This window comes from Williamsia sp. M5A3_1d (assembly GCF_053345315.1).
In genome coordinates, this window is record NZ_JBKEZX010000002.1 from 255,629 (window position 1) to 276,594 (window position 20,966).

General features: G+C 66.4%; 20 protein-coding genes and 1 pseudogene. 5 read left to right on the plus strand and 16 right to left on the minus strand.

Annotation, left to right across the window (positions count from 1 at the left end):
* Window positions 1-2: 2 nt before the first annotated feature.
* The 3 genes from ACLBW1_RS08700 to ACLBW1_RS08710 form a co-directional block, all read right to left on the minus strand.
* Window positions 3-1,781, minus strand: a complete 1,779-nt coding sequence (locus ACLBW1_RS08700) for a TerD family protein (RefSeq protein WP_447811441.1) — start codon at window positions 1,779-1,781, stop codon at window positions 3-5.
* Window positions 1,782-2,032: 251 nt separating this feature from the next.
* On the minus strand, window positions 2,033-2,785 hold the full coding sequence (locus ACLBW1_RS08705; RefSeq protein ID WP_447811442.1) for a hypothetical protein: 753 nt from the start codon (window positions 2,783-2,785) through the stop codon (window positions 2,033-2,035).
* Window positions 2,786-3,157: 372 nt separating this feature from the next.
* Entirely contained in the window at window positions 3,158-3,415 is a 258-nt protein-coding gene (locus ACLBW1_RS08710; protein ID WP_447811443.1) for a hypothetical protein, read from the minus strand.
* Between the two features lie 43 nt (window positions 3,416-3,458).
* Here ACLBW1_RS08710 and ACLBW1_RS08715 point away from each other — a divergent pair, with 43 nt between their 5' ends.
* Window positions 3,459-3,983 (plus strand): RsiV family protein, encoded by a 525-nt coding sequence (locus ACLBW1_RS08715; protein ID WP_447811444.1) that lies wholly within the window; start codon window positions 3,459-3,461, stop codon window positions 3,981-3,983.
* 46 nt (window positions 3,984-4,029) lie between these two features.
* Window positions 4,030-4,686: a hypothetical protein gene (locus tag ACLBW1_RS08720; RefSeq protein ID WP_447811445.1), complete on the plus strand. Its 657-nt coding sequence runs from the start codon at window positions 4,030-4,032 to the stop codon at window positions 4,684-4,686.
* Between the two features lie 42 nt (window positions 4,687-4,728).
* On the opposite strand, the gene ACLBW1_RS08725 is transcribed toward ACLBW1_RS08720, so the two are convergent.
* The 8 genes and pseudogenes from ACLBW1_RS08725 to ACLBW1_RS08760 form a co-directional block, all read right to left on the minus strand.
* Window positions 4,729-5,370: a hypothetical protein gene (locus ACLBW1_RS08725; protein ID WP_447811446.1), complete on the minus strand. Its 642-nt coding sequence runs from the start codon at window positions 5,368-5,370 to the stop codon at window positions 4,729-4,731.
* Window positions 5,371-5,583: 213 nt separating this feature from the next.
* Window positions 5,584-6,000, minus strand: a complete 417-nt coding sequence (locus ACLBW1_RS08730) for a hypothetical protein (protein ID WP_447811447.1) — start codon at window positions 5,998-6,000, stop codon at window positions 5,584-5,586.
* A 388-nt stretch (window positions 6,001-6,388) separates the two neighbouring features.
* Window positions 6,389-6,895, minus strand: a complete 507-nt coding sequence (locus ACLBW1_RS08735) for a hypothetical protein (protein WP_447811448.1) — start codon at window positions 6,893-6,895, stop codon at window positions 6,389-6,391.
* Window positions 6,896-12,958 carry a putative T7SS-secreted protein gene (locus ACLBW1_RS08740; RefSeq protein ID WP_447811449.1) on the minus strand — a complete coding sequence of 2,021 codons (6,063 nt, stop codon included), beginning with the start codon at window positions 12,956-12,958 and terminating at the stop codon, window positions 6,896-6,898.
* A 1-nt stretch (window position 12,959) separates the two neighbouring features.
* Window positions 12,960-13,412, minus strand: a complete 453-nt coding sequence (locus ACLBW1_RS08745; RefSeq protein WP_447811450.1) for a hypothetical protein — start codon at window positions 13,410-13,412, stop codon at window positions 12,960-12,962.
* Between the two features lie 146 nt (window positions 13,413-13,558).
* Entirely contained in the window at window positions 13,559-13,924 is a 366-nt protein-coding gene (locus ACLBW1_RS08750; protein ID WP_447811451.1) for an SseB family protein, read from the minus strand.
* A 66-nt stretch (window positions 13,925-13,990) separates the two neighbouring features.
* Window positions 13,991-14,624 (minus strand): annotated as a pseudogene (locus ACLBW1_RS08755) (SOUL family heme-binding protein).
* 134 nt (window positions 14,625-14,758) lie between these two features.
* Window positions 14,759-15,406, minus strand: coding sequence for a hypothetical protein (locus ACLBW1_RS08760; RefSeq protein WP_447811452.1), 648 nt, complete (start codon window positions 15,404-15,406; stop codon window positions 14,759-14,761).
* A gap of 237 nt (window positions 15,407-15,643) precedes the next feature.
* Between ACLBW1_RS08760 and ACLBW1_RS08765 the strand changes: the two genes are divergently transcribed.
* The 3 genes from ACLBW1_RS08765 to ACLBW1_RS08775 all read left to right on the plus strand — a co-directional run bounded on the left by ACLBW1_RS08765 (window position 15,644) and on the right by ACLBW1_RS08775 (window position 16,976).
* On the plus strand, window positions 15,644-16,237 hold the full coding sequence (locus ACLBW1_RS08765) for a hypothetical protein (protein ID WP_447811453.1): 594 nt from the start codon (window positions 15,644-15,646) through the stop codon (window positions 16,235-16,237).
* A gap of 80 nt (window positions 16,238-16,317) precedes the next feature.
* A complete protein-coding gene (locus ACLBW1_RS08770) occupies window positions 16,318-16,569 on the plus strand; it encodes a type II toxin-antitoxin system Phd/YefM family antitoxin (protein ID WP_447811454.1) in 252 nt (83 codons plus the stop codon).
* Complete coding sequence (locus ACLBW1_RS08775; protein WP_447811455.1) at window positions 16,566-16,976, plus strand: type II toxin-antitoxin system VapC family toxin; 411 nt, start codon at window positions 16,566-16,568, stop codon at window positions 16,974-16,976. Before ACLBW1_RS08770 ends, ACLBW1_RS08775 begins: the two co-directional genes overlap by 4 nt.
* Window positions 16,977-16,983: 7 nt before the next feature.
* Here ACLBW1_RS08775 and ACLBW1_RS08780 read toward each other — a convergent pair whose 3' ends face one another.
* The 5 genes from ACLBW1_RS08780 to ACLBW1_RS08800 all read right to left on the minus strand — a co-directional run bounded on the left by ACLBW1_RS08780 (window position 16,984) and on the right by ACLBW1_RS08800 (window position 20,966).
* Window positions 16,984-17,733 (minus strand): SIR2 family NAD-dependent protein deacylase, encoded by a 750-nt coding sequence (locus ACLBW1_RS08780; protein ID WP_447811456.1) that lies wholly within the window; start codon window positions 17,731-17,733, stop codon window positions 16,984-16,986.
* A gap of 8 nt (window positions 17,734-17,741) precedes the next feature.
* Window positions 17,742-18,032, minus strand: coding sequence for a hypothetical protein (locus ACLBW1_RS08785; RefSeq protein WP_447811457.1), 291 nt, complete (start codon window positions 18,030-18,032; stop codon window positions 17,742-17,744).
* 38 nt (window positions 18,033-18,070) lie between these two features.
* Entirely contained in the window at window positions 18,071-18,820 is a 750-nt protein-coding gene (locus ACLBW1_RS08790; protein WP_447811458.1) for a hypothetical protein, read from the minus strand.
* Window positions 18,821-18,910: 90 nt separating this feature from the next.
* On the minus strand, window positions 18,911-20,398 hold the full coding sequence (locus ACLBW1_RS08795) for a signal peptidase I (RefSeq protein ID WP_447811459.1): 1,488 nt from the start codon (window positions 20,396-20,398) through the stop codon (window positions 18,911-18,913).
* A gap of 1 nt (window position 20,399) precedes the next feature.
* Window positions 20,400-20,966 (minus strand): SipW-dependent-type signal peptide-containing protein, encoded by a 567-nt coding sequence (locus ACLBW1_RS08800; RefSeq protein WP_447812138.1) that lies wholly within the window; start codon window positions 20,964-20,966, stop codon window positions 20,400-20,402.

Here is a 20,966-nt window from a genome sequence, read left to right on the forward strand (position 1 = left end):
ACTCAGTCGTCGACCTCGACGCCGTAACGCACCGCGAGTTCTGCGAGGCCGTCGTCGTACCCCTGACCCACCACCCGCACACGCCACCGCGCGTTGCGCCGATAGACCTCGGCAACGATCATCGTGCGTTCAGTTGTCGCAGCGTCCACAACGGCCGAGGCGATGGTGCCCTGCGAACCGTCGATGGTGACAGCGAGTGGTCCGACGACGCCGAAGTTCTCGACGCCGTCGACAGCGGCACCGACGACCACCCTCGATATCGACTCGTCGACACCTGACAGATCCACACGGATTGCTTGCTCGCAGTCGCCGTCGATCGTCAACGCCGTCGCACCTGTCGGACCCGTCGGCTGGTTGTAGAAGACGAAGTGCGCGTCCGACGGGACCAGGTCGTCGTCGCGCGTCTCGAAGGCAACCACATCGATGTCGGCATCCGCAGTCACAGCCCACGAGACGTTCACGGTCAGATCTCCGACATCCGACGGAAGATCCACCACTCCACCTGGCGGGAGCACCATCGCGGCAGGTGTGCCATGAGCCGGTATGGGCGAAATGTCGCCGCGCGTTGCGAGCATGGTGTCGACATCACGTGGCGCGAGCAGATTCAGCGCACGTTCGCGAATGCGCGACATGCGTGGATCCCCCTCTCCGCCATCGAGAATCAGCACGTCGGTGACCCCGGCCGTGAGGTTCACCGCAGGCAGAGCGCCCAGCTGGATCAGGCGGGACCGCATGATGGTGGCCTCCAGGTGACGCCCTCCTATGAGCAGGACGCGACAGCCGCTCATCGGCCCCTGTCGAGTCGGCGTCACAGCTCTCGCCGAAGTCACGACAACCGGCGATGTCTCAGGTGGCGCCGTCGGGACGACGGAGCCATCTATCGCGACTCCCGGGCGGACATGCGCGAGAAGTCGCATCAACGTCGACTCGTCGATGATCGGCACCCCGTGCACGGCGGCCGCGCGCGACTTCGTCGAGTCACTTCGCTCGTTCGTCACGAGCACGCTGGTTCTCGCGCTGACCGACCCGGTGACATCGAGACCCGCCGCAGTCAGCACGTATGCGACGTCGGCGCGAGGCTGCGACAGCGCACCGGTGATCGCAACGCGCATCCCCTGGATCAGGCCGAAAGAGCGGTCGAGCCGGCCGGGGTTTCGATACGGGCTTCGAGTTCGTGGCGAGCGGGTCGCGCGGGCTGCGGTCGCACGCGCTGGACTGGCCTTCGCCGTGGCGCCACAGGCGACGACCGGAAGCGGGAGGCCCAGGGAAGCTGCGAGAGATCGACTGTGCCGGAACACTCCCGCCAGTGCGAGGACGTCCTCGCGCGCATCGTGCGCCCGTCGGTGCGGTATCCCCCAGTAGCGGGTGAGGGTCGAGAGCTTGGCGTTGGGCACGTCGAGTTGCAGCCGCCGGGTCAGCGCAACCGTGCACAGGCGCTGGGTTGTGGGCAGCGCGGTGTCGAGTCGCGCCGCCTCAGCGGCGAGGAAGTTGTGGTCGAAGGCTGCGTTGTGTGCGACCAGCGTGCGTGATTCGAGCCGACCATGGAGTTCCGCGGCGATCTCACCGAAGGTGGGAGCTCCGCGCAACCGTTCCGGCGTGAGTCCGTGGACGTGGACCGGCCCGGGATCACAGCCCGGGTTCATCAGCGAGGTGAACTCATCAGCCATCGTGTCGCCATCCATCGTCAGAACAGCAACGCTCAGGACTCGGTCACGCTGGGGACTCAACCCCGAAGTCTCGACGTCGACCAGTGCCCAACGTTCGTCACTCACGTTCGTCACTCCATCACAGCGCTCGCGCTCCGACAATCGTTCAATCGACCGCTCGCGCAGTCGTCTCAGCGGAACTCAACGCGCAGGTTCCCTGTGAGAGACACCTATGGCGTTCGCGCTGTCGCAGCTCGACACGACCAGCTCGGTCGGACCGTGCAGAAACAGTCGTCTGTGTGAAACAGACGCGACGGGACTCCAGGGCGAAAACACCCAGGGCCCCGTCTTCTCGTCCTTTCTCCGCAACAATGGAATGAACACGATCACGATGAAACCGCGAGACCAATGTCGGTCGTCTGACCCTGTTTGAGCGACGGCTGGTCGGGCACCGCCGCCATCTCGGCGATCGTCCTACCGTCGACCTCGATGCCCTGCGAGTTCCATTTGCGCAGTTGCTCGATGAGCGACATCAAGGTGTTCGGATGGATGCCCCATAGCCGATAGTTGAGTTCATTCGTCTGCCGCTTCTCGCCGGGCACGCGGTGCTTCAGGGTGACCACGGCCTCGGTGCGGGGATAGTCCCGGATCATCACCTCGTCGTCATCGACCGAGAAACTCATACCGGGCGCCACATCGATCCGCCTCTGGCTGATCACCAGTTCCCCGTGCCACCGGGCGCTCAACACAGCAAGGAACAGAGCCAGCGTCAGGAAAACGACAGCGCCGTAAAGATATCCGCGATCCACTGCGGCGCCGGCGAATGCTCGAAACATCAGGAATGCGCCGCACACACCCAGGTCGACGGCGCACCATCCACGCGGATTGCGAAGGGGCGGCTGCGCAAGGACTCGAACGCGGTCGCCATCGGGGACTGTCCGCAACGTCGGCCCCATCAGTATCAGCGGCGCGGTCAACAGGAGGAACAATCCGACAACCACACCGAACCAGGCGCCGTCGAGAGCCGGCATCACCATGAGGAACACCGCCACCGGCACGATGAGCAGCGCAATACCGCGGCCGGTCGATGCTGACGACAGATGCCGTTTCCAGCGAAAGGTCCGCGGGTCGTCGGTCACGCCGAAGGCACCGCGGTTCGTGCAATCACGGTGCGGCCGGCAGCTGGTTTGTTCTCGAGCAACGTACTCACCTCCGATGCAGTCGGACGGCTCACGAAATTACCGTACAGGCGCTTGGTTGAGAATCTCACTGCACGGCCAGTACACCCAATTGATCCACTCGCCCACCTCGCCGACCCGCTGAACCACCTCGCGCTCGCGGTGTGACGACGTCCAGTGGCCGACGAGATGAATTACTCATCGCTCAGCGTCGTGAGGCCCGGCAGACCGCGCATCAAACCACCGCTGATCAGCAGTTTTGATCAACGGCGACGTTCGGCATCGATTGGGTATCGGTCGTATCCGGTATGTCGCTTCGGCCGCCTGAAACTGTTACGCCTGTCTTATGAACCGATCACTTCTGGTGCGCTCCGCCATCCCGGCGTTGGGTGCGATTGTGGTGGTGGCGGGATGCTCCTCCACTGACGGGACGCCCGCTGCGCAGTCGACCACCGTCACGACGGTCACCTCGACCGCGTCGCAGGCACCCGCTGAGCAGACCCGCTCGGCCGCGCCGAGTACCGCATCGGCACCATCGAATCCGTACGCGATCACCAGCACCCGCGTGAAGGGCGCCTCGGGACGAGCCATCTACGACGTGACCATCCCACAGCTCTCGGGCGGGAACGCCGCGGTGACCGCCGAGTTCAACCAGTCGATGCGGGCAGCCTTGCAGGATCAGATCGACGATGACGACACCACTTACCCTGGGTTCACTCTCAACGACGGGTACACCAAGGGTCCGTTGCACATCGGCCAACGCGTGATCAGTGCTGAACAGATCACGGAGTGGCACGCAAACCCACCTGGTGCTCATGGTGATTCGCTGTTGGCGACCGTCACGATCAATGCCGACACCGCGAAACCCATCACCCTGCAGGACGCGTTCACTGATCTCGGCGCTGGGCTGTCGCGATTGTCGCAGCAGGCGGCGCAGATCCTGCCGACCACGAACGTCGGGAACCGCTTCGAGCGCAGCGGCATCACCCCGGAGCTGAAGAACTTCGCCAACTGGACGGCGTCGCCGGCGGGGATGCAGATCCACTTCGGCGACTACCAGGTCGGTGCCTACGCAGATGGGCTGGTCACCATCACCGTGCCGTGGTCGGCGATGTCGGACGTGCTGGCTATCGGCATGGAAGAGGTGTTGAGCAGCTGAGAACCCCGTTCACCACCCGTAGCCGATCACTGCGCGAGGGACACGCATGACCTCGCCGCCGCCGGACGCCCCGACACCGGCGAAACGCTCGAAAACTGTTCTGCTGGTGTCGGTGGTGTTGGTCCTCACCGTCGCGGTCGCTCTGTTGGTCGTGCTCGTGGTCGACACCCGAACCGACCCGAACGCGTCGCCGCGTGGCCCTCTCGTCACGCAGACCTCGACGGTCGTCGTGTCGGCTCCGACCGACGCGTCCGCTCCCACCACGGGCAGTTCCGACGGACTGTTCGGCAAGAACCGTCTCGAGAGCGGTCAGTGCGAGAACCGCGGCCGATGCGAACTGTCGAGTCCATCAGGGAACTTCTACTGCGCCATCACCGCCGAGCAGGCGAGCTGTTTCGCACCACAGGGTGAGGCACTGGTCAACGGGGTCACCGTTGCGCTGTCCGGGGAACCCGGAAAACAGGTCGCCGCGAACGGTATCGGCGTCGACTCCTCGGGCCAGACGAGCATCTTCGCGGTCACCGCGGGGGTGTCGAGCATGCTGACTCGGCAGGATATGGCGCGGTACCGCTTCCCCTACGACAACCAACTGCAGGTTCTCGGCTACACCTGTGCCGTGGGTGAGCAGACCGGGGTCAGCTGTAAGAACGATCAGACCGGTCACGGATTCAGCGTCACGAAGCAGCGGTACTTCTTCTTCTGAAGCTCGATTGATGCGGCGCGGCCGTCACGGCGTAATGCGCGACTACCGCAGACGACCGGCGGCCAGCGACACCAACGTGCAGAACTCATCAGACAGCGCGGCCTCGGGTTGGTTGAGGGCGGTGGTGATGACGCCGACAACGTTGCGGCCCTGCACATACGCGGTCACCGACGTCGAATCCGATTGGTCGCCGGGGTCCCTGTACCGAGTGCGCGCCCGCACGACGACTGCATCGCGAGGGCATCCGTCTGGAGCCGGCACGATCGACGAGGTCGACTCGAACGATTCAGTGTCGGTCTGCTGCCGATACGACGGACATTGACGCACGACCCCCACGGTGTCGGGGACCGATTCACCACCGGTGATCACCGACTGCGCGAACGTGGGCTTCGCGCTGTCGCTGGGCACAGCGAGGACACCGACCGGCGACGAACGCAGCTGACGTGCCGCCTGCGCGGAGATGACCGGCCCGCACTCGGCGGGCATCGTGGTCCCGCCGATGCCGGGGGGAGCCGTGTTCGGCAGCGGCGAAACCTGGTAGCCGGACGGGAAATCGTCAGCGGTGAGGAACGGGCCGGCAGAAGGGGATGAATCGCCGCCGCGTCCCAAGAACATCGAAGCCAGTGCCGCAACGGCGATGATCACGGTGACGATCAGGGCGAATCGCGCTCGCCGTGGAGTCACGTTCTCCCTCCGCTTCAACCGTTCAGACGCTCCCATCCTCCCATGTCGCTCGACGTCACAATCTGCGCGCTGAAGCAGACAGCAGGCAGATTGGGGAGCGCGGTTTTGAATGGCAGGAGCGCCATGCCGTCACACTCAACACTCGACTCGCGTCACCCCGGTGACAACACGGCCGTCAGGGGTACTTCTCAACATTCATCTAATGCCCCAAATTCATCCGAACATCAACCGACCGCGCTCTTTCTTGAGTGTTTTCATAGTCAATTCGGTTTGATCGACTGAACTGGGAGAGAACATACTCTCAATATTTTCAAGATTCACTTCAACAAATCTCGCGTCACGCGGCGAGAAGGGTTCATTGAGATTCCATTCGCCGAGAATCACCTTCTTGATGAGATCAACGGAATACATTTTCGGCGTACCTGAAGTACCCGGCCCTCGACGTGGGCCAATCTGGAGCAGTAATATTCTACGGTCACAAGAGATATTCATCGCTACGGCCGCGGACTCGAGGAACAGTTCGGCGCTGCCACCATTCGCTGGCGACACCGTCGATCCGCTAATACGAAACTTGCCATCCCGCCAAAGGAAACGCATGTGTGCGGTGACAAACTCTAGGATCAAATCCATTCACGGCCCCGGACGTGGGTGACCTTCATCGACCATCGGCGATAAAGCTGGCGCCACGGCGATAGATGTTGACAACACTCTGCTGCTCGACCTCACTAACCTGGAACTCCTCCTCGCAGGTCGATCTGACTGCATGCCGAAAGCCCTCGAGCTCAGTCGCATTCAGTGCTGAAGCATCGAACCCGACGAGTTCGCTGACGCTGACGTTTGACACCGGATCCCTCCGCCATTTCGACCAGAACCCCGAATGAGCTCCGTCACCGACCCAGTCGTGATAGCCACCCGTTCACGGAGCCTACCTCGAGGCGAAGGCCGCAACTCGCCGCAACTCGACGGGTCCTGACCGCATCGCCCCTGCTCAATGAGTCCGCGCCATGCCCCACCTACATCATGTAGGCGGAGCCCCTCTGTCGGACGCAGCGGAAAGTTCCACTGTGGCTGACCGCAACCTGCTCATTTCTGCAGGCGGTGCCGGCACAAATTGTTCATCGAGCAACGGGATCCGCGAAGTCTCCTCCGGCAGCGCCCAAGCGAATACTCCTCCCGACATGAGATTCTCGTCGAAAAGATTGGGCGGATCAGCATAAGGTCCGCCCTCGCTGCTCATCCACGTCGCGCGTGCCCCATGTGTCAGCGGCTCATTCAGCGCCCTTCGCAGCCAATCGCTCCAATCCTTGGGATTGTCCGGCCAGTGCGCGGCCTCGACCCCGACCATCTCCACGACCCAGTCGCCGCCTTGCAGCTGAAATCGATTGGCAACTCGAAGCCCTGAGATCAGCGGCAGCTCACTAGCTTCCGCAACCTCCTTCCGAGACCAAAGAGAATATAAAATACACCCCGGCCGCTGATCACCCGCAACAAATATCTCTAACACGTCGACCAGACGAAGCACCATTCAGAACCCCCATTTTGCCCATTGAGCGGCGGAAGGAACGATCGACGTCGCCAGCTTTCCCTGCATCGCTCCCTCCTCGTAGACAAACAGCGCGACTGCCCTATCATCAAGCTGTCCCACAAATCCCCTCACACGAGTCCCACCGAGAGTGTGTTCGAAAGTTGCAGACGGGTGCTCCAAGATCGGAGTAAGGAGATCGCGGATGAGCCCAGGGCTCGTTCTGCCCGACCAACTCGGCAAAAGCCCGGCTTCGGTCAAGTGACGTGTCCCGTGTTGCAACCGATCTGATGACAACACTGAATCGGCAGTACCCTCCGCGAAACCGACTCGCGGCTTCTCTGCGTCGCCGCAGGCCATCAACCCCAGCGGATCGCACACCACCGTGGGGTTGGGCGGGTAAGCATACGGATTCGGCGCGGGCGCGAGGCCGAGTGGGTCGGAGGAGAGGTAGCGCCCGGTGTCGGGGCTGTAGTATCGGAAGAGGTTGTAGAACAACCCCGTTTCAGCGTCTGCGTACTGGCCCGGGAATCGCAGCGGCGTCGATACACCGGTCCATGTCGACTGGCCCCAGAGGCTTGTAACCGCGCGTCCGGCGAAGCCGCCACTAACCGGGTCGACCAGCCCGACCGGCATACCGATCTGGTCGGCGACGATCGCGAAGAAACGGCGATCTATATCGGACTGCGTCAACCCCGGCGACAGAGCCGAGTCACCCTCGGCGCCTGCCATGTTCAGCGCCCCACCCGCCGGCCGAGCACCGACGGCGGCCGCACTGCCGGCGATCTGCGCGATGGGGGTCAGGCCGTCGGTGGCGTACACCCAGCTGACCGACTCGCCGGTGAGCTCGTCGACCTGCTCGACCAGCTGAGTTCCCGACCACGCGAAGCGGACGTGAACGGTTCCGTCGCTCGACCGTTTCGACACCCGGCGGCCCAGCGGGTCGTACTCGTACTCCCACCGGACACCAGCCGGGTCGGTCAACGCCCGCAGCCGATCCCACGCATCCCACTCGTAGAGCCACACATCGGGCTTACGACTCAGCCGTCGCCGTACCACCTGCGCCACGCGGCCGGCGCCATCGTAGGAATAGGTAGCCTTGCCATCGCTCAACAAGCGACCGGCCTCGTACTGCCAGTCACCATCACCGCCTGAGGCGCCGACGAGGTTGTGGCCGCCGTCGTAGGCGAACGATTCGAGCACTGCCCCGGCGGCGTCGGACACCGACCGCACCCGACCCATCACGTCGAGATCGAACCGCGCTTCGGGTACGAGCGAACCGGTCGACGGCCCCTCGGAGCCAGCGGACACCAGCGACCCGTCCGGGCGGTAATCGAAGCGACTGCCGGCCACGACGGTTTCGGTCTCTGTTCCGGTGACGCCGAGATTGAGCGTCCCGGTGTCGCGTAGGCCGTTGATCAGCGAACGACCCACCAGCCGGCCCGCACTGTCCCATCGGGAATCAAGCGCGATGGTCCCTATGGTGCGTCGCGTCTCACGCCCGGCGGCGTCGCGCGACAGATCGATCGCCGTACCGTCGCACACCACTGCCGACAGTGCACCACGGCCGTCGTAGCTGAACTCCGCACGCACACCCGACGGTGTGCTGCGCTCGGTCAGCGACCCGTCACGGTCCCACCGCGACCCGACGACGCCACCGTTCCACGACTCCCCCACCGTGCGACCCGTGACGTCGAGCGACACCTCGAGGCGTCCCGAGCCGTTGGCAGCGGAGATCATCCGCCCGACCGCGTCGAAGCCGTAAGTCACGACATCGTCGCCGCTGACCTCGCCGATACGGCGACCGAGCGCGTCGTAGGTGAACTCGATCCGCTGCCCGGCACCGTTGGTGCGGCTTGCAACACGGCCTGCGTCGTCGTAGCTGTACACGATCTCGGCGCCGGAGAAGTCGACCTCCCGAGCGACCTGGCCGTCAGCGAAGTACTCATATGTCCACTGCTGCCCGAGCGGATTGACGACCGCCACCAACCGCCGCGCACGGTCGTACAAGAACTCGGTTCGCGACCCGTCGGCATCGACACGTGTCACCGGCAGATCGAAGAAGCCGTATTCCCAACGAGTCTCGGCGCCACTGGCATCGACGTGAGCGATCCGGTTGCCTTCACCGTCGTATCGCCAATCCTGGCGGCCACCGTCAGGGGCCACCACAGCGGCGAGCCGGCCCTCGACGTCGTACTCGCGCACCGTCTGGGCGCCATCGGGTCCGAGGACACGCACCGGACGTCCAGCGTCGTCGTAGACGACCTCCGTCGCGTTCCCGAGCGCATCGGTCACGCGGACCGGCAGCCCCGCCGCGTTGTTGGCGACGGTGGCGAGACGTCCGGCCGGATCCCGTTGCTGCGCCACCGCACCCGTCGCGTCGTACACCATCCGCGATACCGCGCCGGCCGCATCGGTCACCTCGGTGAGGTCACCGACATCGTTGTACGTCAACGACTGCTGCGCGCCGTCGGGTGACCCCATCCAGACGGGCCGACCCGCAGATCCGTAGCGAACATCGGTGACCCCACCGAGTGCATCGGTGACCCTGACGATGTCGCCGTTCTCGTCGGCGTCGAACGTGGTGGTGGCGCCGGCGGCGTCGGTCACGCTGATCGGGTTGCGGCGCACATCCCATTTCCGGACCGTGGTGCGACCCATCGGGTCCATCACTCGCTGCGGGCGACCGTCCACGTCGATCCCGAAGAACGTGGTGGCGCCGAGGGCATCGGTGTACGCCGTGACGCTGCCGGTGCCGTCGGGCAGGTCGCGATAGTCGTAGCGTCCCGACCACACACCACCGGGCCCGGTCTGGAACACGACCCGACCCCGGTCGTCGTACACGTTCTCGTAGGTCTGCCCGATCGAATCCGTCCAACGCACCATCTGGTGCAGGTCGTCGTAGTCGAATCGCGTTGTCGCACCGACACCGGTGGTCACGTGGGTGAGCTCACCATCGGTGTAGGCGAACTCGCGGAGCACCGTGGAGGTCACGCCCGACTCCGACAGGCTGATCGCGCGGTACCGCACCACACGGCCGCCCTCGGTGTCGACGGCGATGCGGTAGCCGCCCGAGTGCTCCACCGACACCGGCGCACCGAGCTCGTCGTGGCCGATGACCATCCGGTTGCGATGGCGATCGGTGATAGCCGACAGTGAGAATGCGCCGGCGCTGGTATCCAGTCCACCCAGCTGCGGTTTCGGGTCGAACCAATAGAAACGGGTACCGGCGCGATCACGCAACACGTACCCGCCCAGCGGTGTTCGCGACAGGTGCCACGCGCGACCGGTCAACGACTCGACCTCGTCATTGCCTTCGACCGGCGGGAACCGCAACACCACACCGTCGGGATCGACGGTGGTGACACCCTCGTCATCCGCCACGGCACGGGCATCGAAGGTGCTCGACCACGACGGTCCGAACCACTGACCACCGGTGGTGCCGGATCGGTGCCCGCGCACCAATCGCAAAGGCAGCACGCCGGGGAGGTCGACATCGACTGCAGGCAGCAGGTACTGGCCGGTCGCGACGTCGACGGGGTCACCACACGTGGTCTGGTCGCGTCCCTCGGCCGATGACGACGGTGTCGAATCGGGCTTGTCGGCGTTGATGTTCGTGGCGTCGCCGTTGTCGCTGATCCCGTCTGGAGAGTCGGGGGTGCGATCGCCGCCGGGCACGTCGCCGAGGGGACGATCTGTGCCCGCCGTCGGTGTCCGCGGACCGCCATCGACGGCCTTCGGAGGCACCACGCCGTCGCCGGGTCCGCGCACCGGGGCCGCCGCCACTGCGCCGGGCTCGCTCGGGCGGTGGGCGCCACCGCCTGGACTCGGCGAGCCGGGAGGGTGCGCCGCGGCAGGGGTCGGACCGCCGTCGAAGGGCGCAGTCCGAGGCGCCATCGGCGGATTCGCATCAGGCAGACGACCGGTGGGGGTTGCCTCGACACGGCCGGGAGTGTGCGGAGCCACGTTCGGTGACGGCTCCACACGGCTGGACGGGACGTCGGGGCGCGTCGACGGGGCCTCGGGTGCGGCATGTGAGGTGCGCGGTGTGGTCACCGGATCGTGCAGCCCGCTCCCCGTCGGGTGGGTGACCGGTGCCGACGTTGGCGCAGCGCTCGCCGACTGCGTATTCGCCGGGGCCGAATCGTGCGGGGCGGAATCATGCGGGGCTGCAGTGGTGTCCGGGTCACGCATCGGCGTGGGGTCGTGCTCCACGGCGTGCGACGGCGGTGCATCGCGGTCGGTGAGGTGCGGTGATGGGTCGACATCGTGTGGTCGCACAGTCGCCGAGTCGACAGTGTGGGTCGGTGTGTCCCCGGCATCGTGCGGTCGCGACGCGGGCGCGTCGGGATCATGCGGGGTCACCGGATCAGGATCTCGGGGCGGGGTCGCGGCATCGGGTTCGTGCGGTGGCGTCGCGGAATCGGGTTCGTGCGGACGCGCAGTGACCGGGTCGGGATCCGGCTTGGGCGGCGGGGCGTCGGATTCCGGGGCATGGGATCCGTCGTGCGGGCCGGCCGGCGTGACGTTCGAGTCGGGCTTGTCGGGCGTGGGCGTTGTCGAGGGGTCCGGACGATCCGGGGCGCCGTCTCCCGGGTGGGCTGCAGGCGCGTCCGCTTTGTTCGGCGCTGAGGGTTCGGCGTGCGGCGGACCGGCGGTCTCCTGCTGTGGCGCCGACGATGTCTCCGACTTCGCCGGTGTCGCTGTCGTGTCGTGCTGCGCCGCAACCGGGCTGGAGTCGCGCGGCACATCGACCGACGGATGAGCCGACGACGTCGTAGCCCTTGGGATCTCGGGCGCCCGAGGGGTGGCTGCGCTCGCCGCTGATCGCGCCGACGACGATGCCTCCCGCGAGGCTGCCGATGCCGCGTCACGCGCACCCGATGACGCCGCTGATCGCGCGGCAACACCGGCCTCACGCGCGGCACCGCCACCGACCCGTGCCGCACCCGACAGTGCGCCTGCACCTTTGGGGCCGGGTGCGGCCAGCGACAGGATGTTCGCGGTGAGTGCACCGGACGCCTTGGCCGGGTCTTTGCTCCACCCGGTACCGACGAACGATTTCACGAACTGGTCGGGATGCGCGGCCATGGTGACCAGGCCGGACCCGACTGCAGATGCGTTGCGCGCATAGTCGACCGGGTGGGCCATGTTGTAGGGATCGCTCGGGTTGACCGTGCGCACCAGCTTCACGGTGTCGGTGGCGACGCCGATCGCCCCGGCACCGAAGTGGTCTTTCGCGATGCCGAAGGCGGTGGAGGCGTCGTGGATGTTGTCGACCAGTCGGCTCGCGGCGCCCTCCAGTGGGGGCGCCTGCCCTGCAGCCCCCTGCAAGGCACCGGCGGCACTGTCGGCGGCGGTGTTGCGGTGTTCTCGGGCTCTTCGGAGTACGTCGTTGGCCTGATCCTTGAGCGCCGGCCCCGGGTCTGGCGCGAACGTCGGCATCGTGGGCTTCACGTCGGTGGCACCGCTGTTGTAGCTCGCCGCAGCCGCGTTGTAGGAATCGGTGCGCGTGTTCACGTCGGTGAGCCACGAGTTGTGTTGTGTCTGGGCTTCTTTCCACAGCCTCACCGCTTCGGCGGCCTGTGTCTGCGCGAACTGCACCGCGTCGGCGAGTTGGGTCAGTGCGTTTCCCGCCGACTCGCACGCGTCGGAGGCGGTGAACCACTTCGGGAACTCGGCGGAGGTCTTCTCGTGGTAGCCGTCGGCGGCTTCGCCGCTCCAGTCACCCACCGAGATCCCCTTGAGGCCGTTGCCGCCCTGCTCGAGCGAACCCGCCATTGTCGACAGCTTCGACGCGCGGTCCCGTAGAGCCCCGGCGTCGCCGTGCACCAGTTCCTTCGGGTCATCGGTCTCTTCGAGAGATTTCTCGTCAGGCGTCGCGCCCAGTTGGTCGGCAATCGTGTCGCCGGCGTCCTCCACCGCGTCGGCGGCACCGTCGAGTCCGACCGAGCGCAGTCCGTCACCGACGAGGTCGGTGCCCTTGTCGACCGCTTTGCCGACGGCTCTCTCGCCTGCGTCGAGAAGATCCTCCCCGGTGGAGACGAGGTCGTCGAGAAAGCCCACGTCAGTTGCCGGTGATCGATCTCGATGCGCCCACAGCGGCTCCACCCGGCAGCAGGTTCATCCCGGCCTGCGGCAGCTCGTCGACGGCCTGCTCGAGGTTCGGTTTCGCCGCGTCGACCATGTCGCCGAAAGTGTTCTCGTCGATGTCGGGATGGGAGAGACGGTCGGTGTTGTAGTCGAGCAGCTCGCTCGCCGACATGTCGTCGGTTCCGCGGACCACGATGTTGCCTTGCTCGTCGCGCACCGACTCCTGTTGCAGCGACGGGTCACCGACGAGATCGTTGGCGATGTCCTTGAGCATGTCGGCGTGGAAATCGTCCTGCTTTTCGTACATACCGGCGCCGAGGTGGAGCTTGTGGGAGATGTCGTTCGCGCTCTGGACGATGGCGCGGATGCCCCACTCCCACTTCTCACAGAAGTCGTCCATCGCGGCTTTGGCCTGAGCTCTGCTCATCTATTCACCGGTGAGCGCGAGGTCATCGAATCCGCGGCCGGTCTGACCGGTGTACGAGCCGACGACAGGCGCACCGGACAATCCGTCGATGACTCCGTTGATTCCGGCGGCAGCCTGTCTGAGGACTTCCGGACTCACGTGAACTGTCATTCCGACCTCCTGACCCGGTTCAGCGCGTCCGGCGGGAACACCATCACATCGCTGCTGTGTGCGTCCACCACGAGGCCGGAGGGCACGGGCCCCTGGGTGATGACCCTGTCTATCAAATCGCCTGCCGCCACCTCGGTCAAACGAACAGCGGCCGAGTCACGCCCTGCGGCGTCGGAGAAGGCTCGCAGTCGATCGACCGACGTGAAGGCAACCATCCAGGGCACATCGCCGAACATCAATGTGAACAGCTGCTCATCGGTGTCGAGAGGCACGAACAGTCGCTGTTCACGCAGCGAACTCATCAACGAATCGGTCTCTCCGTAACCGCCGAAGAACGCGGCGCGCTCCTCGTGAAAGTCCACGCTGATCCCCCTCGTCGCGCAGATTCGGTCCCGACTGCGTGTGCTCAGGCTACGTGCGATCGGCGTTCACTCGGCGATCGGAACGACCACTTCGTTGCGACGACGGAAAGGCAGCGTCCAGGGCGGGTCGTAGAACCAGCTCGTCGATTCGCCCGCGGTCTCGACACCGTTGGCCGACAGCGCGTCCAGCAGCTCTTTTGTCTTGGTCGCGACTGCGTCGGGATCACGAGAACCGCTGAATCGCACAGCGGCAACCGATTCAGCCGGCACATCGACGAGATGCACGCGATCGTCGTTCGGCGTCGGCAGCGCCGCCATGGTCCACTTCGACGGCATGAAGAAGCGGATGACCCAACCGCTGTCGTCGCCCGACGTCGACACCGGCGCAGTCATCGCGATCTTCTGGCCCTTCGACGAACCCTGGCTGACCGGGGCGGTCATCGCGACCTTCTCCCCTGCCTGATTAACCCCCGAAGATGTAGCCGGCCAGGCGTCGGAATCCCTCGGACCGCGCCGCCTGTTCGTCGGCACCCTGCACGGTGGTCTCGGCCGCGATCCGCGGACCGTAGCGACGTATCTCCACCGTGTCGGTCAGTCGGCGCGTGGTGTGCGACGGCTCCTCGGTCAACACACGAACACCCACGATCCCCAACGCGGCATCCGCGACCTGCTCGGCAATGTTCACGACTCTCGCCAGCATCTGCTCACATCCCCTCGTCCTGTCAGGCGAACTCACTCGTTCGATCAACGGGGACCACCGCGCGTTCGTTCCCTTCGGCAAGTCGGCGGCACGCCGAGCGCGTGGCCGTCATTACAGCCACAGCCCGCCGGCGGCTACTCGAGACGCCGGGCGACCAGAGTCGTGAGTCGGCAGAAGTCGTCGGAGATCGGCGCCTCGGCCCGGGCGAGAGCCGTCGTGAGGACGCCGACGACGTTGCGGCCCTGCACGTACGCGGTCACCGACGTCGTGTCCGACTGTTCCGACGCGGACGAGTAGCGGGTTCGTGCTCGGATGACGACCGCATCACGCGGGCATCCGCTCGGTGTCGACAGGATCGACGAACTCGACTCGAACGTCTCGGTGTCGGTCTGCTGCCGATACGAGGGGCATCGGCGCACGACTCCGACTGTGTCGGCGACGGATTCACCGCCCGTGATCACCGACTGCGCGAACGTGGGCTTGGTGCTGTCGTCGGGTGTCGCGAGAACGCCGGGGGTGGATGCGCGCATCTGGCGCGCCACCTGCCCGGAGATGACCGGTCCGCATTCCGACGGCATCGTGGTGCCCCCGATTCCTGACGGGGCTGTGTTCGGCAGCTGCGACACCTGGTAGCCGGAGGGGACGTCGTCGGCGGTGAGGTACGGCCCGCTGATGCCCGATGAACCGTCGCTGCGGACCCAGAGCACCGTGGCGGCGACCGCAACCGCGGCGATGGCGGCGACCGCCAAGGCCACTTTCACTTTCACGTTCCGCTGCGCCATGCATGCTCCCCTGCCGATCCACGTCTCCACCACCATGTTCCCACCACGGTGCGGGTACCCGGCTGGGTACCGACATCAGTAGAAGTACAGATGTGTTCCGACGGCGTCGGCGATGAGATGAAGCCATGTCAGTCGGCTCGGATTGTTTCTCTGACCGTCAATCACCACGTGACCGTGATCACAGAAGAATCCTCGGTTGCGCGGGAACCAGTTCGCGCCAATTCGCATCTAAGGCTCATGAAGGTCGATGAGAACGATGACGTGCTTCCCGAGATCGTGGTGGGCGAAATCCGCCTGTGCCTGGATCGATTCGACAGACAGGGGTACCTGACCATCAGTCCGCGCCGCACGCTCGTGGCCGACGAGCGGTACGGACTCCTCCCCGATCTCGGCCCGTTGGAGCTGCGTCGAGCCGACAGCGTGGGGCATCACTCGCTCACCGATCTCGCCGTACCCATGTGGCAGGGCGACGCACTGTGGCTCGACTTCACCACGACCACCGACGAATCCGTCGATGTGTTCGTGTCCCTCGACGACGGACCCGAGACGTTGTGCAGCGTCCCGTTCGACCCGTGGATCGATCGCCTCCGCCGCCCCGACGGATCATCGGTCCAGCCGATGGCTCCGCCGGGTGGCACCTCACGCCTGACCATCTCCGTCAGCGGCTCGGCGGTCACCGAGCAGCGGGTGTCGCTCCATCTCGTCGACGCCGCTGTGTGGGTGCATGCGGGACTGGGGGTTCCGTCACACGCTCCCCTGGAACCCATCGACTATGCCGATCACAACGTGCCCTGGCCGGTCGCGCCGCGCCAACGGTCGAACGAACGCTGACGTCGCAAGGTTCTCTGGAGTCCGTTCAGTTCGCTTCAGTCGGAAGTAGATAAAAGTCTACTTCTCGGTAAGGTGTGGCCATGACAGACACGGTTCCGATAGCCGCGTTGCGACAGAACCCCGCGCCTGCATTGCAGGCCGTGAGCGAGGGACGCAGCCTCGTGGTCACCAGCCACAACCGACCCGTGGCAGATCTGGTGCCGCATCGAGAAATCCGCGGAGCGACCCCGGCAGAGGTCATGGATGTACTGGTGCGGACGCCGGTCGGTGCCTCGTGGGCCGCGGAACTCGCCGATGACCGGGCCCAGGCGACTGACGATCCGTGGGCGTGACGACACGACGCGCACTTCTCGACACGTCGGTGCTGGTCAGCATGAGCCGGCGCGATGAGCGGCCGATCGATCTGTCCATGTTCGACGAATTGTTCGTGTCGTCGCTGTGCTACTCGGAGATGCGCATGGGCCTGGCCACAGTTGTCGGCGCCGCTCGGCAGCGTAGACAAGACAGACTCGACGATGTCACCAGGGTCTTCGGGGCGGGTTTGCCCTACGACGATCGCGCTGCTCTGGAGTACGGCCGAATTGTTCGGGAGTCGGTGGCGGCCGGTCGAGGCGCCCGCACTCACACCCTTGATCGAATGATTGCTGCGGTCGCTGTGGCGAACGACCTCGCACTGGCCACCCGCAACAGTGCAGATGTGCAAGAGCTGTCACACGTCGTGGACATCGTCGCGGTGTGAGCCGGGCTCAGGCCCCTGCGGCCGCGACGATCGCGGGAAGCGCGACGGCCGCACTGGAGCGCAGTCGGATGTCGCAGGCATCGGACAGGTCGGTCTCGTTCGGGTTGATCTCGACGATGGTGGCGCCGGCCGCACGGGCGATGTGCGGAAGCCCTGCGGCGGGGTAGACCACGCCGGACGTCCCGACGAGGATGAACACGTCGCACGCCTCGGCGCGGGCGGTCGCCTCCGCGAAAGCGTTCTGCGGCAACGACTCCCCGAACCACACCACACCGGGTCGCACGAGTCCGCCACACTCGCATTCCGGTGGATCGATGCGGTCGGTGTCGAGGTCGACCACTTCGGCATCTTGCTGTTGGCCGCACGTGTCGCATCGGCAGGTGAAGAGGCTGCCGTGGACATGGACCACATCGGTGCTGCCACCGCGCTCGTGGAGATCGTCGACGTTCTGGGTCACCACCCTCACATCGGCCGCCTGCGCCCACGTCGCCAGTGCGCGATGGCCCGCGTTGGGTTCGACGGCGGTCACCATCGCGCGTCGTCGTTGGTACCAGGCCCACACCAGCGCCGGATCGTCGTCCCACGCCTCCGGGGTCGCCAGCGTCATGGGGTCGTAGCGCGCCCACAGGCCGGTCTGCACGTCACGAAAGGTGGGAACCCCACTCTCGGCGGACATCCCGGCGCCGGTCAGGACGGTGACCGTCTGCGCCTCGGCGAGAGCGTCGACGACACCCTGCACGTCAGCCGGCTCACTCATCGGGCCGGTCAACAGCTTCCGCCGGAGTCCCCGCCGCCCGACCCGCCATCGCCGGAACCGCACGATCCGCCGTCGAAGCTCCCCGCACCGCCGACGAACCAGCCGCCGCCGTCACCCGAGGCACCGAGAAACCCGACGCCGCCGCCGACGTCCATTCCCTTGGAGCGCTTGTAGATCGGGGTGATACCCGCACGACCGGTTCGCTGCACAGGCCGCTCGGATTGCTCACTCTTTGTCTGCTTCACCAACGCGCCCACACCGAGCACGAACGCACTGAGCACCAGAATCGCCAGCAGCATGATCGATCCTCCTCGTTCGGGGGTTTCGCGACGGGCGCTCAGCCCGTGACGCGCTTCGCGGCCGCGTCGACGACGGTGGTGAACAGGGACTTGTCGGGCGCGCTGCCGCCGCCCAAAACGTTGCCGATCTGCACGGTCATGGTGCCGCCCGGCACCGGGATGAGGGCGATGAGCACCACCGAGGTGCGCGGCCCCACGCCGGGGATCTGTGTGCGGGTGGTCTGCTGCGCGGTCACCGCGTCGTCGATGCCGGGGACCTCGACGCCGGCGTCCTCGGTCTGCACGGAGGCGGTGAACGACTGCCCACTCACCGACGACGTCAACTGATACGAGGCGCAATCACCGAGGTTGTACCTCGTGAAGTTGCTGACCGACGCGTTCTTGTTCGACGAGGGATTGACCGCGGAGATGATCGACGTTCCCTCCGAAGCCTTGGTGAACAGCGCCCGCGGCGCATTCGCGGCGTCGTCGGACGACAAGTTGGACAGATCCGGCTGGCACGAGGCGGGGGTGATCGTCGCATTCTTGGTCGCGTCGAGCACCGAACCGCTCAGATCACCGGCACTCGCCGGCACCTGCAACGGAGTGAACCCGGCGGGGACATCGGACTGCTGCAGCAGGTAGCTCGACAGCGGCTTGCCATCGGTCTGCGCAGTTGCACCGGCGGCCGCGCCGCCGCCCTCGCCCGCGCCGGACGGCAGCGCCGTGGTGCCGTCGGACGAACATCCCGCGAGCACCCCCACACAGGCCGCGACGCCGACGATCGCGCCGATGGTCTTCGTGTTCATCGTGACTCCTGTGGCTGCCGGTCGAAAGTACGGGACGGATTCGAGGTGAGGTTACCCGAGCGCACGACCCGCTCGGCCGTCGCGGAGTGCTCAGCCCACAGGCGCCGTGGTCGGCGCTGCGGCCGCCGCACTCCACACACCGGCGACCCGCCTCAGCGTGGTCACCGTCCCGTCGCGCCCGGTGACACGAAGGGTGGTGTCGTCGACCCACGTCACCGACGCCGCCGACAGGTCTGCGCGGTACTGCTCGGCACCCGACGCGGTGTCGCGGATGACGACGACCCCGTCGGCGACCGACGCGGTGCTCGCACCGTCCGGGGAGGCGACACCCGGAGCGGCCTGAGCCGTCGATGTCGGTGCGGGTGCGGACGTGGTGGGTGTCGACGCCGGCGCGGGCGCTGCCGACGACGACGTGGAAGACGACGTGCTCGACGGCACACTCGGAGTGCTCGACTCCGCCGAGGGCGACGCCGACGCCGAGGTCGACGGCGCGGTCGATGAGGTGGTGGCGGGTGCGGCCTGGCGCGCGGCCGCTGACGCGGTGGTCTGCGACGGGGTCCCGGAGCTCGAGCCGCACGACACACTCAGGACGACGAGCGTCAGATTGATGGTCACGCTTCCGGTCGACACGAAATTGCCGACCTTGCTGCGCAACGCGACCGAGTACGTCCCGAGGACACCCAACCCGAGAAGTCCGCTGACGTAGCTGCGGGTGACGAGCAGACCGGCCGGGTCGGTGGTCGACGCGGGTATCACGACGGTCGATGTGGGCCCGCCCAGCAGCGTCGGCGTGAACACGAGCTGGTAGTCGTAACCCTGGCTGGCCGTGGGGTTGGGCCACGACAACCGCGCCGCACCAGACTGATTCACACACGACAGCGAGGCGGGCGCGGTGGGCCGGATCGCCGACACGGTTCCGGACGCGGTCGCCGAATCGGTGAGCGCGGCGAGGGTGCCGCTGGTGCGCGTGTACCCGGTGACGGCCGCGGCGATCACCAGCAGCGCGGCGACGCCCTGCACTGCCACGGTGCGGCGGCGAACCGTCGTAGCGACGGGGGCGGCGTGGCGCGGCGGGCTCTGCCGATCAGGGCGTCGCCGGTCGGGTCCGAAGGCGATCCACAGCAGGCCGAGGGTGGCCAGCGTCGTCAGCACCCACGCGTACGGGCTCGCGAGAACGCCGAGTACGTAGCCGACCTTGGGGATGTCGAACACCACGCGATCGACCGTGGTCACCGTGTACGGCGCGGCATCGGCGACGTTGTTGGCGTCGCCGCGCAGGGTCATCGTGGTCGAGTTGCCGACGCGCGAGTCGATCGACACCACGCGGTGGGTGACGCGCTCGCCGTCGGGTCGGTTGACGCTCACGATGTCGCCGACCGCCAGGCTCGACGCCGGCACCGACCGTGCGATGGCGACGTCGCCGACACCGATGGTGGGCGCCATGGAACCGGTGCGGAACACCAACGGCGACAGGCCGAACGCGACCGCGGCCACCGCCGCGAGCACGCACAGCACCCCCGCGACGGCACCCACGGTGAGGGCGGTCTCGGTGAGGAAGCGGCGGGTGCGCGGGGCCATCTCAGACCCCTGCCGTGCCGGTGAAGGTCAGGGTGATGGTGCCCGACGTCCCGGCGAGTGTTGCGGGTGCGTCGATCGGCAGATTCACCTGCACACAGAGGGTCTCGGCGCCGGAGGTGGCGGCGAGCGGACCGCGGCCGGTGACGAACGTGGTCGGTGTGGCGGTGATCGCCGTGCCGGTGGTGAGCGCGGTGCCGGTCCCGCACACCCCGTTGGCGGAGGTGCTGGTGGGCACCACGGTGAGGGTCATCCCTCTACCGAGAACGTCGGCGCTCGACACCGCCGCGGAGTACTGCAGGGCCGTGCTGCCGGCGTTGGAGACCGTGATGACCTTCGCGGCCGATCTCCCCGGCAGCACTCCGCTCGGCGAGAAGGCGAAGGTCGCGCTCTTCGAGTTGTCGGCGAGGATCGAGATGGTGGCGGTGGTGAAGGTGCCCGACTGTGTGGTGACCGTCGACGACCACAGCGCCAACGTGCCGACCACACCGAGGCCGAGGACCATCCCGACCGACAGGACGGCCCGGAACCGTCGACTGATGAGCGCGAGCCCGAGGGCTCGCAGGCGCAT